The 14,531-nt window shown below is 77.2% G+C and carries 2 protein-coding genes; both read right to left on the bottom strand.

The window, feature by feature from the left end:
• Positions 1-281: 281 nt before the first annotated feature.
• A complete protein-coding gene (locus tag EV190_RS15140) occupies positions 282-491 on the bottom strand; it encodes an MbtH family protein (protein ID WP_133742211.1) in 210 nt (69 codons plus the stop codon).
• Positions 488-14,446, bottom strand: coding sequence for a non-ribosomal peptide synthetase (locus tag EV190_RS15145; protein WP_133742212.1), 13,959 nt, complete (start codon positions 14,444-14,446; stop codon positions 488-490). The genes EV190_RS15140 and EV190_RS15145 overlap by 4 nt, the downstream gene beginning before the upstream one ends.
• Between the last annotated feature and the right edge of the window lie 85 nt (positions 14,447-14,531).

Below are 14,531 nucleotides of genomic sequence, written 5' to 3' on the forward strand. Positions count from 1 at the left end.
GGTTAGGCTTACCGAAAAGCAGGCTAGTCCACCACCCGGCTCCGGGCAATCGGGGCTTCCCGGTCCGCCCCGGCGCGAAGGCGGCCCGCCGGGCCGGACGTCCCTCCCCCGCCGGGGACCGCGGTCCGGGGCCGCGCGGCTTCGGGTCCGGCCGCCGCGGCGCTCGGGACTCACGCACCGGTGTCGACCCGTTGGTCACCGGACCGCCCGGCCCCCGACCGGGCGTGCGGCGGGGGAAGCGTCCGCCAGGGGTGGGGACGGCGGCTCCCCCGCGGACCTCCCTACTCCCCCATCGCCTCGACGAGGCTTCCGGGACGCAGGTCGGTCCAGTGCTCCTCCACGTAGGCCAGGCAGGCGTCCTTGGCGTCCTCGCCGAAGGCGGTGCGCCATCCGTCGGGCACGGGGGCGAAGGACGGCCACAGCGAATGCTGCCCCTCGTCGTTGACCAGGACCAGGTAGCGGCCTTCGGCGTCGTCGAACGGGTTGGTCATCGGGGGTTCCTCCCAAGGAGCGTCGAGATGGGCAGTTCGGGGTCGGCGACCGCTTCCCCCAGGAGCGCGCGCAGCTGCTCCGCCAGCCGTGAGACGGTCGCGGCGTCGAACAGGTCGGTCGCGTAGACCAGGGCGCAGTGCACCGGTCCGGCGCCGCGCGGCTCGTGGAAGCCGAACGTCAGGTCGGCGTTCGCGGCGCCGGTCGGGATCGCGTCGAAGGCGCCGTTGCCGCCTTCGAGGTCGGCCAGGCGGGCCTGCTCGTGGTGGACCATCGCCACGCGCGGCCCCGCCCAGTCCAGGGCGCGCGCCACCTCCTCGAACGGCACGTCCTGGTGGTCCAGGGCGCTCAGGTTCCCCTCGCGCACCCGGGCCAGCAGGTCGGTGAAGCGCGGGTCGCCGGAGGTGTCGGTGCGCAGGACGACGGTGTTGCAGAAGCACCCCACCAGGTCGGCGAGCGCCTCCTCGGTCCGTCCCGCCACCATGGCGCCGATCGGGAGGTCGGTGCCCGCGCCGCGCCCGGTCAGCAGGGCGGCCAGCGCCGCCTGGAGCACCATGAACATGCTCGTCCCGGTGCGCCGGGCCAGGGCGTCGACCGACGCGTGCAGGTCCTCGTCCAGGACGAGCCCGACCGTGTCGCCGCGGCCGCCGGGCGTGGCGGGCCCGGCGGGGCGCGGCCGGTCCGCCGGCAGGACGGGATCGGGGACCCCGCGCAGGACGCTCCGCCAGTACGCCAGCTGCCGCGCGCCGAGGCTGCCGGGGTCGTCGGGGTCGCCGAGGAGTTCGCGCTGCCAGCGCGTGTAGTCGGCGTAGTCCACCGGCAGCGGCGCCCAGTCGGGGGCCTCCCCCCGCGACCGGGCCGTGTAGGCGGTGTTGAGGTCGCGGAACAGCGGGACCACCGACCACTCGTCCACGGCCAGGTAGTGCGCGGTCACCAGCAGCGCCTGCGCCCCGTCGGGGGCGGTCAGCAGCCGGGCGCGCATCGGCGGTTCGCGCTCCGGGTCGGGCCGCTCGCGGGCGAGTCCGGCGAGGCGCGCGTCCAGGTCCGCGCACGCCTCGGCCGCCAGGGCCGGCGGTTCGGTCCCGCGCTGGTGCACGGCGCCGCCGTTCCCGGTGAAGGTGAACACGGTGCGCAGCGGCTCGTGCCGGGTGGTCACGTCGTCCAGCGCCGCCGCGAGCGCGCCCGCGTCCAGTCCGCCGGGCGAGCGCAGCACCAGGGCGTGGCTCCAGGCCCGGTGGGCGCGGTACAGCGTCCACCAGCGGTGCTGGACCGGCGCCATCGGCAGCGGTTCGGGGCGGGCGGCGGGCGCCAGGGCCGGGCGGGCCGGGGCGGTCTCGCCGATTCTGGCCGCCAGGCCCGCCACGGTGGGCGTGTCGAAGACGTCCCGCAGGGCCAGTTCCGCGCCGAACTCCGAGCGGATCCGGCCCAGCAGCCGCATCGAGGACATGGAGTGGCCGCCGAGCGCGAAGAAGTCGTCGTGGACGCCGACCTCGGTGACGCCCAGCCCGTCCAGGTCCAGGACCTCGCCGAACAGCGCGGCCAGGGCGCGCTCTCGCGGTGTGGCGGGCCGCGCGCCGCCGGTCAGGCGGGTCCAGTCGGGTTCGGGCAGCGCCCGCCGGTCCAGTTTGCCGTTGGGGGTGAGCGGCAGCGGCCCGTCCAGCGGCACCACGATCGCCGGGACCATGTGCTCGGGCAGTGTTCGGGCGGCGTGGGCGCGCGCCTGTTCGGGGTCCAGCGCGCCGTTCGAGGGGACCGCGTAGGCGACGAGCCGGACGAGGTCGCCCCTGCGGTCGGCGACGACGGCGGACTGGGCGACGTCCGGGTGGGTGGCGAGCGCCGCGGCGACCTCGCCGGGTTCGACGCGGTGGCCGCGGATCTTGACCTGGTCGTCGGTGCGGCCCAGGAAGTCCAGGTTGCCGTCGCCGCGCCAGCGCACCCGGTCGCCGGTGCGGTACATGCGCGAGCCCGGCCCGCCGAACGGGTCGGCGACGAAGCGCCCGGCGGTCAGGCCCGCCCGGCCCAGGTAGCCGCGCGCCAGGCCGTCCCCCGCGACGTACAGCTCGCCGGCCACTCCGGGCGGGACGGGACGCAGCCGCTCGTCCAGCACGTAGCAGCGGGTGTTGGGGTCGGGGACGCCGATCGGGACGCGGGAGACGCCGGGCCGGTCCCGTCCGGGGACCCACAGGGTGGAGTTGACGGTGGCCTCGGTCAGCCCGTAGGCGGCGATCAGGTTCACGCCGGGCCACCGGTCGAACAGGTCCGGGGGCACGGTCTCGGTGCCCACCAGGATCGTGGACCCGTCGGGGGGCGCGCACCCGGCGGGCAGCGCCGCCATCAGCGACGGCGGCAGGACCATGTGGGTCACCCGCTGCTCGCGCAGGAAGTCGGTGAGCGCGGCGCCGGCCACGCGCGCCTCCTCCGGCACCAGCACCAGGCTCCCGCCGTGGCACAGCGCCATCGCCAGTTCGAACACGGCCACGTCGAAGCCGATCGAGGCGAACTGCAGCACCCGGCTGTCGGGGCGCAGGCCCATGCGGTCGACCGCGGTGGCCACCAGGCTGGCGACGCCCTCGTGGGAGACGACCACGCCCTTGGGGCGGCCCGTGGAGCCGGACGTGTAGATCACGTAGGCGGCCTGGCGCGGGTGGACGGCGGGGAGGGGCGCGGCGGGGCCGTCGTCCGCCTGCCCGGCGTCGGCGTCGGGGCCGTCCAGGAGCAGGACGTCGGCGCCGTCGACGGGGGGGACCTTGCCCGCCGCGCTCTCGGTGGTCACCACGACGCGGGCCCGGGAGTCGCCGATCATGTAGGCCAGCCGGTCCCCCGGGTGCGACAGGTCCAGGGGGAGGAAGGCCGCGCCGAGGCCGAGCACGCCCAGCACGGTGGCGACCATGTCGACCGAGCGCGGGACGGCGACGCCCACCACGCTCTCGGCGCCCACGCCGCGTCGGCGCAGCAGCCGGGCGATCCGGTCGGCGCGGGCGTCGAGCTGGGCGTAGGTCACCGGGCGGCCGCGTTCGACGACGGCCACCGCGTCGGGCCGCTCGGCGACGCGCCGGGCGAACAGCTCGGTCAGCGACGCCTCGGGGACCTCGCGGCGGGTGTCGTTGAAGCCTTCGAGCACCAGGTGCCGCTCGGGGCCGGTGAGCACGTCGATCTCCGCCACGGGGCGGTCGGGGTGCTCGGCGGCGGCGCGCGTGAGCGCGGCGAGCCGTTCGCCCAGGCGTTCGGCGGTCGAGGCGTCGAACCGCTCGCGGGCGTACTCGATCCGGCAGGTGAGGCGGCCGTCGTCGTCGGCGCCGGTGTACTCGGTGAAGCTGAGAACGAGGTCGAACTTGGCGGTGCGGGTGGGGACCGCCACGGCCTCCACGTCGAGGCCGGGGAGCCCGAGGAGGTCCCCCGAGCGCTGGTGGTAGCCCACCATCACCTGGAACAGCGGGTTGCGGGCGGGCGAGCGCGCCGGGTTCAGCCGCTCCACGACCGCCTCGAACGGCACGTCCGCGTGCGAGAACGCGGTGAGGTCGGCGTCCCTGACGCGGGTGAGGAGCTCGGTGAAGGTGGGCGCGCCCGACAGGTCGGCGCGCAGGACGAGCGTGTTGACGAAGAAGCCGACCAGTTCGTCCAGCGCCTCGTCGGAGCGGCCCGCGATGGGCGCGCCGACGACGATGTCGGTGCCCGCGCCCATCCGGTGCAGCAGCGCCGCGACCGCCGCGTGCAGGACCATGAACATGCTGGCGCCGGTTTCCCGGGCCAGGGCCCGCAGCCGCGCGCGGGTGGGCGCGTCCAGTTCGACCTGGAGGTCCGCGCCGGTGAAGGCGGGGCGGGCGGGGCGGGGCCGGTCGGCGGGCAGTTCGATCTCCTCGGGGGCGCCTGCCAGGGCGCGCCGCCAGTGGTCGAGCTGGCGGGCCGCCAGGCTTCCGGGGTCGCCGGGGTCGCCCAGCAGTCGGCGCTGCCACAGCGTGTAGTCGGCGTACTGCACGTCCAGGGGCGCCCGGTCGGGCGCGCGGCCCGCGGCGCGCGCGGTGTAGGCCTCGGCCAGGTCGCGCAGGAAGGGGCGGTCGGACCACTCGTCGGTGGTGATGTGGTGCAGCAGCAGCACGGCCACGTGCTCGTCGGGGCCCGACTCGACGAGGGTGGCGCGCAGCGGCAGCTCCCGGGCCAGGTCGAAGGGGCGGGCGACGGCCTCCTCCACGATCCGGGACACGTCCTCGGGTGCGGCGGTGACGGTGTGGACCTCGGGGCGGGCCTGGTCGGCGGGGACGACGCGCTGGAAGGGCACGCCCGCGCGCTCGCCGAAGAGGGTGCGCAGCGGCTCGTGCCGGGCGGTCACGTCGGCCAGGGCGGCGCTCCAGGCGTCCGTGTCCAGGGGGCCGCGCAGCCGCAGCACGAGCGGGAAGTTGTACGCCGCGGAGGCGCCCTCCATCTGCTGGACGACCCACAGCCGCTGCTGGGCGTGGGACAGCGGGAGTTCGCGGGGCCGTTCGGCCGCGGCCGGCGCGGGCCGCGCGGGCTCGGCGCGCCGGACGCGCGGCGCGAGTCCGGCGGGGGTGGGCGCCTCGAACAGGTCGCGGATGGCCAGTTCCGCCGACAGGGCGGTGCGCGCCCGGCTGACCAGGCGGGTGGCCAGCAGCGAGTGGCCGCCCAGGCCGAAGAAGTCGTCGTCGGCCCCGACCCGGTCCACCCCCAGCACCTCGGCGAACAGGCCGCACAGGACCTCCTCCTCGGGGGTGCGCGGCGCGCGTCCGCCGCGCGCCGCGGCGGGCTCGGGGGTCGGCAGCGCCCGCGTGTCGAGCTTGCCGTTGACGGTCAGCGGCAGGTCGTCCACCAGCGCGATGGCGGCGGGGACCATGTAGTCGGGGAGCCTGCTCCTGAGGTGCTCGCGCAGTCGCGGGACGAGTTCGCCGTCCCCGCTGCCGGGGGCGTCGCACACCGCGTAGCCGACGAGCCGCCGGGCGCCGCCGGGGCCCGCGGTGTCGGCGACGACGGCGGCCCGGCGGACCCGGGGGTGCTCGGCCAGCGCCGCGGCGACCTCGCCGGGTTCGACGCGGTGGCCGCGGATCTTGACCTGGTCGTCGGTGCGGCCCAGGAAGTCCAGGTTGCCGTCGGGTCGGCGGCGCACCAGGTCGCCGGTGCGGTACATGCGCGACCCCGGAGCGCCGAACGGGTCGGCGACGAACCGCCCGGCGGTCAGGCCCGCCCGGCCCAGGTAGCCGCGCGCCAGGCCGGTCCCCGCGACGTACAGCTCGCCGGGGGCGCCGGGCGGGACGGGCCGCAGCCGGTTGTTGAGGACGTAGGCGCGGGTGTTGCGGATGGCCCGGCCGACGGTGGGCGCGGCGCTGTCGCCGGTGGCCGCGCCCAGCGTGTTGATGGTGTACTCGGTGGGCCCGTACAGGTTGTAGCCGTAGGTGCCGTCGGTCTCGCGCAGCCGGGTCCACACCTGCTCGGACACCGCCTCGCCGCCCAGCAGCACGAGGGCGGGCCGGTGCCGCCCGGCGGCGTCGTCGCGCTCCAGGAGCCCCTGCTCGATGAGCAGTTCGGCGTAGGTGGGGGTCACGTTGACCACGTCGACGCGGTGCTCGTCGCAGTAGGCGACCAGCGCCTCGGCGTCGCGGCGCAGCTCCTCGCCGCACACGTGCACCTCGTGGCCCTCGACGAGCCACAGCAGCTCCTCCCAGGACATGTCGAAGGCGAAGGACACCGTGTGCGCGACGCGCAGGCGGCGTCCGCCCGCCGCGGCGATCGCGGGCCCGAAGACGGACTCGCGGTGGTTGAGCTGCATGTTGGTGAGCCCCCGGTAGGGCGTCACCACGCCCTTGGGCCGCCCGGTGGAGCCGGACGTGTAGATCACGTAGGCGGGGTGCTCCATCCGGTGGGCGAGGTCGCGCGCGAAGGCGGGCCGTTCGGCGTCGGTGACCGGGCCGGCGGGGGCGGCGCCGAGTTCGGCCCCGGTGGCGGGGTCGTCGAGCAGCAGGGCGGGGACGCCGGTCGCGGCCAGGGCGGGGGCCAGGGCCGTCGTGGACACCAGGCACAGCGGTCCGGTGTCGGCGAGCATGTGCGCCAGCCGCTCGGCGGGGTGGTCCAGGTCCAGCGGCAGGTAGGCGGCTCCGGTGCGCAGCACCGCGAACAGCGCCACGACCGTCTCCACCGAGCGCGGCAGCGCCAGGGCGACGATCCGCTCGGGACCCGCGCCCCGGGCCAGCAGCAGGCGGGCCAGTCGGTTGACGCGTCCCTCCAGTTCGGCGTAGTCGAGCCTGCGGTCGCCCGCGACGAGCGCGGTCGCGTGCGGGGTGCGCGCGGCCTGGGCGGCGAGCAGGTCGGCGACGGTGTCGGCGACCACGGGCCGCCGGGTGGCGTCCCACTCGGCGGCGATCTCGCGGCGCACCGCGCCGGGCAGCGCGTCGAGGGTGCCCACCGGCGCGGAGAGGTCGGCGGTCAGGTGTTCCAGCGCCGCGGTGAAGGCGTCGAGCAGGGCGGTCGCGGCGTCGGCGTCGAACAGGTCGGGGCGGGCGGCCACGGTCACGCGCAGCCGGGTCTGCGGGGTCACGACGAGGGTCAGCGGGAAGTGCGTGCCGTCCACGTTGGCGACGGCCGTGACTCCGTGGCGGTCCCGCAGGTCGGCGAGCCGCTGCTCGCCGTCGGCGGTGCGCAGCACGAACAGCGTGTCGAACAGCCTGCGGTGCCCGGCCTCCCGCTGGATCCGGCCCAGCCCCACGTACTCGTAGGGCATCAGCGCCGCGCGTTCGGCCTGGAGGCGCCGCAGCCACCGCAGCACCGTCTCGCGCGGGTCGAGGGCGACCCTGGTGGGGACGGTGTTCAGGAACATCCCGATGACGCTGTGCACGCCGGGCACCTCGGTGGGGCGTCCGGCGACGGTGGTGCCGAAGACGACGTCGTCGCGGCCCGTGGCCTCGGCCAGCACCAGGCCCCACGCGGCGGTGAGCAGCGTGTTGAGGGTCAGGCCGTGCCTCCGGGCCGTCTCGCGCAGCCGGTCGCCGAGTTCGCGGGGCAGGACGGCCTCGGTGTCCCGGGGGATGACGGGTTCGCCCCCGGTGTCGGCCGGGGCGACGAGGGTGGGCTCGGCCAGGCCCTCCAGCGCGGCGCGCCACGCCCCTGCGGCCGCCTCGGTGTCCTGCTCGGCGAGCCAGGCCAGGTGGTCGCGGTAGGAGCCGGGTTCGGGCAGGCCGGCGTCGTCGCCCCCGCGCTCGTACAGGTCGAGCAGCTGCTCCAGGAACAGCCACGCCGACCAGCCGTCCCACAGGATGAGGTGGTGGGTGACGACGAGCCGGTCGCGGCCGTCGGCGAGGCGGACCAGGGTGAGCCGGCACAGCGGCGGCCGGGCCAGGTCGAACCGGCGCCTGCGGTCGGCGGCCATGAGGGCGGCCAGGCGCTCGTCCCGCTCGCGGGCCGACACGCCGGACAGGTCGACCTCGGCCAGGGGCACCGGCGGGTCCTGGGCGATGAACTGGACCGGGTCGGCCAGTCCGTCGCCGGTGAACCCGGCGCGCAGGCCGGGGTTGCGGGCTAGCAGCGCCGCGCAGGCCGCGCGCAGCCGGGGCGCGTCCAGGCGCCGGTCGAAGTCCAGCGACTCCTGGGACAGGTAGACGTCGAGCGCGTCGGGGTCGTAGCCGGAGTGGAAGAACAGCCCCTCCTGCAGCGGGGAGAGCGGCCAGACGTCGTCCACCGGGCGGGGGCTCAGCGCCGCGATCCGGTCGGTCTCCTCGGGGGTGAGCTCGACGCGGGCGAGGCGGCCCGCCGCGGGGGCGTCCGTCGTGGCGGCGACGGCGGCGGCGAGCGCGGCGGGGGTGGGGTGCTCGAACACGTCGCGGGGGCTGACCGCGAGGCCGTTCTCGCGGGCCCGGGCCGAGACGCCGATCGAGGAGATGCTGTCGCCGCCCAGCATGAAGAAGTCGTCGTCGGCGCCGACTCCGGGCAGGTCCAGGACGGCGGCGAAGACCGCGCACAGGAGCCGTTCGCGCTCGGTGCGCGGTTCGCGTCCTGTGGCGGGGGCCGGTGCCGCGGGGGCGGGCAGCGCGGCCTGGTCGAGCTTGCCGCTGGGGGTCAGGGGCAGGGCGTCGAGGGTGACGAAGGCGGTGGGCACCATGGGCGCGGCCAGCGCCCGGGCCAGGCCCTCGCGCAGCGCCTCGGCCCCGGGCGCGGGACCGGCGGGGACGACGTATCCCACGAGCGCGCCGTCGCGTACCGCGACCGCGGCCTGTCCGACGCCGGGCTGGGCGCCCAGCGCCGCCTCGACCTCGCCGAGCTCGATCCGGTTGCCGCGGATCTTGACCTGGCGGTCGGTGCGGCCCAGGTATTCGAGGGCCCCGTCGGCGCGCCGCCGCACCAGGTCGCCGGTGCGGTACACGCGCGACCCCGGAGCGCCGAACGGGTCGGCGACGAACCGCCCGGCGGTCAGGCCCGCGCGCCCGTGGTAGCCGCGCGCCAGCTGCGTCCCGGCCAGGTACAGCTCGCCGGGCGCCCCGGGGGGCACCGGGCGCAGGTAGGCGTCGAGCACGTGCAGCCGGGTGTTCCACACCGGCCGGCCGATCGGCACCACCGCGTCGGCGCCGTCCTCGGAGGCGTCGAACGGGAACCAGGTGACGTCCACGGCCGCCTCGGTGGGGCCGTAGAGGTTGTGCAGCGGCACCCCGGTCAGCTCGTGCCAGCGCCGGGCCGCGGCGACGGTCAGCGCCTCGCCGCTGCTGAAGGCGCGGCGCAGGCCGCGCGCCCAGCCGTCCCCGGCGCTCCGGGGGGCCGCGCGGGTGAACGCCTCCAGCATCGAGGGGACGAAGTGCAGCGTGGTGACGCGCTGCTCGGCGATGACGCGGGCCAGGTAGGCGGGGTCGCGGTGGCCGTCGGGGCGGGCCAGGACCACGGCGGCGCCCTCGCACAGCGCCCAGAAGAACTCCCACACCGACACGTCGAAGCTCGACGGCGTCTTCTGCAGCACCCGGTCGTCGGCGGCCAGCCGGTAGTGGTGCTGCATCCAGGCGAGCCGGTTGGCGATGGCGCGGTGGGTGACGGCGACGCCCTTGGGGCGCCCGGTGGAGCCGGAGGTGTAGATCAGGTAGGCGGGGTGGTCCGGGCCGGCGGGGGGCGCCCCGCCGGCCTCCGCCGGGTCGGCCTCGTCCCCGGCCTCGTCCCCGGGGGTGAGCAGGACGTACTCGGTCCCCTCCACGCGCGGCAGGCGCTCGGCGGCCCCCGGAGTGGCCACGACGGTGCGCGCGCCGGAGTCGGCGAGCATGAACGCCACCCGCTCGGCCGGGTAGTCGGGGTCCAGCGGGAGGTAGGCGGCGCCCGCCTTGAGCACCCCCAGCAGGGCGACCATCAGTTCGAGCGAGCGGGGCGCGGCGACCGCCACGAAGCGCTCGGGTCCGGCGCCGAGCGCGCGCAGTCGGCGCGCCAGCGCCCCGGCCCGGCGGTCCAGTTCGGCGTAGGTCAGCGCGGTGGGCCCCTGCTCGCCGTCGAACACCGCGGCGACGGCGTCGGGGGTGCGCGCCGCCCGCGCCTCGATCCGCTCGGCGATGGTGGTGCCGGGCACGGCGCGGCCGGTCGCGTTGAGGCGGTCCACCTGGTCGCGCTCGGCCCCGGTGAGCACGTCCAGGCCCGCGACGGGCTGGTCGGGGTCCTCGGCCACGGCGCGCAGCAGCCGGGTGAGGCGGTCGGCGACGGTGCGCGCGGCCGCCTCGTCCACCCGGGCCGCGTCGTGCTTGACGCGCAGCTCCAGGCGCTCCCCGGGGACCGCGACGATCGCGAGCGGGTAGTGCACGGCGTCGACGACGCGCACACCGGTGATGTCGGGCCCGGTCCCGCCGTCGGCGGCCCCGGGGTGGTTCTCGACCACCACGAGGGTGTCGAAGAGGTCTCCGGCGCGGGTCCGGTCCCCCGCCAGGCGCTGCGCCTCGGCCAGTCCGATGTGCTGGTGGTCCAGCAGGGCGGCCTGCTCGCGCTGCACGCGCGCCAGGACGTCGGCCAGCGTGTCGCGGGGCAGGGCGCGCAGCCGCACGGGCAGCGTGTTGATGAGCAGGCCCACGACGTCCTCGACGTCCTCGACGTCGGCGGCGCGCCCCGAGGAGGTGCCGCCGAACAGCACGTCGGTGCGGCCGGTCAGGGCGCCCAGCAGCAGCCCCCACGCGCCGTAGAGGACGCTGCCCAGGGTCAGGCCGCGTTCGCGGGCGCGCGCGGCCAGGTCCGCGGTGAGCTCCGCGGGCAGCCGCAGGACGATCGTTCCGGGGCGGGGCGGCGCGGTGGCGGCGGGGGCCAGCAGGGTGGGCTCGCCGCCCTCCAGAGCGGCGCGCCACGCCTCCCGCGCGGCCTCCCTGTCGCGTCCGGCCAGCCACTCCAGGTAGGGGCGGGGGTCTCCGGCGGGCGCCAGGGGGCGCCCCGCGCAGAGCGCGCGCAGCTCGCGCAGCAGGACCGCCACCGACCAGCCGTCGGCGACGATGTGGTGCAGGGTCAGCAGCAGGCGGCGGCGTCCTCCGGGCAGCAGCGCCAGCAGGGCGCGCAGCAGCGGGGGGCGGGCCGGGTCGAAGCGCTCGGCCCGGTCCTCGGCCAGCAGCTCCTCGAACCGCTCGTCGGCCAGGGCGGCGGTCCCGGCGGACAGGTCGGCCTCGCGCCAGGGCAGCGGGGCGTCGGCGGCGACGCGCTGGACGACGCGCCCGTCGTCGAGGCGGCGGAACCCGGCGCGCAGCAGCGGGTGCCTCTCCAGCAGCGTGTCCAGGGCGCGGCGCAGCGCGGCGGGGTCGACGCCCTCTCCCAGGTCGAGGATCTCCTGGACGGTGTAGACGTCGGCGGACGCGGTGTCGAACAGCGCGTGGAAGAAGAACCCCTCCTGCAGCGGGGAGACCGGCAGCGCCGTGTCGTCGAGTTCGCCCCGGTGGGCGGTCGGCGGCGCGCCGCGCTCGTCGGCGGCCGCGGCCAGCGCGGCGACCGTGCGCAGCGTGAACACGTCGCGCGGGGTCAGGGACAGGCCGCGGCGGCGGGCGCGGGTGGTGAGCTGGACGGCCACGATGCTGTCGCCGCCGAGTTCGAAGAAGCCGTCGTGGACGCCGACGGCCCCCAGGTCCAGCACCCGGGCGACCAGGTCGGCCAGGACCCGCTCGGTGGGGGTGGTGGGCGGGGAGTCGGCGGCGGTCCCGGTCCAGTCGGGTTCGGGCAGCGCGGACCGGTCGAGCTTGCCGTTGGGGGTGAGCGGGAGCGGCCCGTCCAGCGCCACGACCATCGAGGGGACCATGGAGGCGGGCAGCGCCGCGGCGGCGTGGGCGCGCAGCGCGCCCGGGTCGGCGGTGCCCGCGGTGTAGGCGACGAGCCGGTCCGCCCCGCGGTGGTCACGGCGCACCACGACGGCGGCCTGGGCGACCCCGGGGTGCGCCATGAGGCGGCTCTCCACCTCGCCGGGTTCGACGCGGTGGCCGCGGATCTTGACCTGGTCGTCGGTGCGGCCCAGGAAGTCCAGGTTGCCGTCGCCGCGCCAGCGCACCCGGTCGCCGGTGCGGTACATGCGCGAGCCCGGCCCGCCGAACGGGTCGGCGACGAAGCGCCCGGCGGTCAGGCCCGCCCGGCCCAGGTAGCCGCGCGCCAGGCCGTCCCCCGCGACGTACAGCTCGCCCTCGGTCCCGACCCCGACGGGGTGCAGCGCCGCGTCCAGCACGTAGCAGCGGGTGTTGGGGTCGGGGACGCCGATCGGGACCCGTTCGACGGGCGCGGCGTCGGGGCCGGTGGGGGCCGCCCACAGGGTGGAGTTGACGGTCGCCTCGGTCAGCCCGTACGCGGCCACCACCCGGAGCCGCCGCGACCAGCGCGCGATCAGCTCGGTGGGCACGGTCTCGGTTCCCACCACCAGCACCGCGCCCTCGGGCAGCGCGCACCCGGGCGGCAGCGCCGCCACCAGCGACGGCGGCAGGATCATGTGGGTGGCGCGGTGCTCGGCGATGTAGTCGGTGAGTTCGGGTCCGGCGACCCGCCGCTCCGCGGGCACCACGACGCTGCGCCCGCCCACGCACAGCGCCATGGTGAGGTCCCACACCGCGACGTCGAAGCCGACCGAGGCGAACTGGACCACGCGGCTCGCCGCGTCGACGCCGAGCCGGTCGACCGCGGTGGCCACCAGGCTGGCGACGCCCTCGTGGGAGACGACCACGCCCTTGGGGCGGCCCGTGGAGCCGGACGTGTAGATCACGTAGGCGGCCTGGCGCGGGTGGACGGCGGGGAGGGGCGCGGACGGCTCCGGCTCCCCGCCGCCGTCGGCCGCGGCGTCCGCGCCGTCGACCAGGAGGCGCTCCGCTCCGGGCAGCTCCCCCTGCGTGGCGGTGTCGGTGACGACAAGGCGGGCGCGCGAGTCCGACAGCATGTACGCGACGCGCTCGTGCGGGTGGTCCAGGTCCAGCGGGAGGTAGGCCGCGCCCGCCTTCATCACCGCGAGCAGGGCGGTGACCAGGGCGGCCGAGCGCGGCAGCGCCACGGCGACGACGTCTTCGGGGCGCACGCCGCGCGAGCGCAGCCGTCGGGCGAGGCGGTCGGAGGCGGCGTCGAGCCGGGCGTAGGTGAGCCGCTCGGCCCCGCACACCACGGCCACGGCGTCGGGGGAGCGCCGGGCCTGCCGCTGGAAGGCGCCCGGCCAGGTGGCGACGTCGACGGCGCGGTCACTGGTGCCGAAGTCGTCCAGGACCAGGGCGCGCTCGCGCGGGGTGAGCAGGTCGATCGCGCCGACGGGGCTCCCGGGGCGCGCCGCGGCCGCGTCGAGCACGGCCAGGAGGCGGCGCTCGTGCTCGGCCAGCTCCTCGGGGCCGCACACGGTGGTGTCGGCGGCCAGCTCCAGGACCGGGCCGAGGCCGCCGGGCCGCTCGCTCAAGGCGACGGACAGGTCGTTGACCGGGCCCAGGGACAGGCTGCGCGGGTCCACGGCGGGGCCGCCGAAGTCGAGGCCGGCGGCGAAGCCCATGATGTTGACGGTGGGGCCGACGAGTTGGGCGATGCCGTCGGCCAGCCCGAGTTCGCGGGCCAGGTCCTCGCCCCGGTGGCGGCCGTGGTCCAGGAGCGCGCGGACCTCCCGGTCGGCGGCGCGCGCCAGTTCGGCCGGCGTGGCCCGGGGGGAGAGGGCCAGGCGCAGCGGCAGCACGTTGGAGGCCATCCCCGGCGCGGTGCGCGCGGCGGCGTCGGCGCGGGCCGCCACCGGCAGTCCCAGGACGACGTCGCGGGCCCCGGTGGCGCGGTGCACGTAGGCCGCCACGGCCGCGATCACCAGGCGCGAGAGGCGGACGCCCGCGGTCTCGGCGGAGGCGCGCAGTGCCGCGGCGCGCTCGGGCGCCAGCTCCACGGTGCGGCGGGCGACGGGGCCGCGGGTGGCGGCGCGCTCGACGAGTCGGGCCGGCTCCGGCCGGTCGGCCAGGCGCGCGTTCCAGTAGGCGCGGTCCCGCTCGTGCTCGACGGAGCCCCGGTAGGCCGTGTCCGCGTCGGTGAGCCGCGTCGGCGGTCCCAGCGGTTCCCCCTCGTCGCCCCGGTACAGCGCTCCGGCGCGCGCGGTCACGAGGGCGCAGCCGAAGGCGTCCATGACGAGGTGGTGGTAGCGCTGGTACCACAGCACGCGGTCGGCTCCCACGCGGATCAGCGCCTGGGTGGTCAGCGGGCCGCGCGCCAGGTCCGCGGGGGTGTCCAGGTCGGCGCGCATCCACGCCAGCGCGGCGGCGTCCGGGTCGGGGTCGGCGCGCAGGTCGAGCACCGCCGGTTCGGGGTCCGCGGGCGCGGGCACCTGCCGGGGCGTCCCGTCGGCGTCGGTGAACCGCACGTGCACGCTCTCGGCCTCGCCGACCGCCCGGCGCACCGCGGCGCGCAGCCGGTCCAGGTCGACGTCCCCGTCGACGGCCAGGGTCCAGGCGATGTTGTAGACCGGGTCCTCGGGGGCGACCTGCTGGGCGAGCCAGACACCGGTCTGCGCGCCGGTCAGGGGTTGGCCGTGGAAGATCATCTGACGCCTTTCGGGCTGGGCTGTCGGACTTTCCGCGGGTTCGACGGGAACCGATCGTCGACATCCGCCGGTGCGGGGACGTGTG

Source organism: Actinorugispora endophytica (genome assembly GCF_004363075.1).
Lineage (GTDB): Bacteria > Actinomycetota > Actinomycetes > Streptosporangiales > Streptosporangiaceae > Actinorugispora > Actinorugispora endophytica.

Excerpts from the sequence above, each read along its gene's own strand:
- EV190_RS15140 (WP_133742211.1), bottom strand. The coding sequence starts at position 491 with ATGACCAACCCGTTCGACGACGCCGAAGGCCGCTACCTGGTCCTGGTC.
- EV190_RS15145 (WP_133742212.1), bottom strand. The coding sequence starts at position 14,446 with ATGATCTTCCACGGCCAACCCCTGACCGGCGCGCAGACCGGTGTCTGG.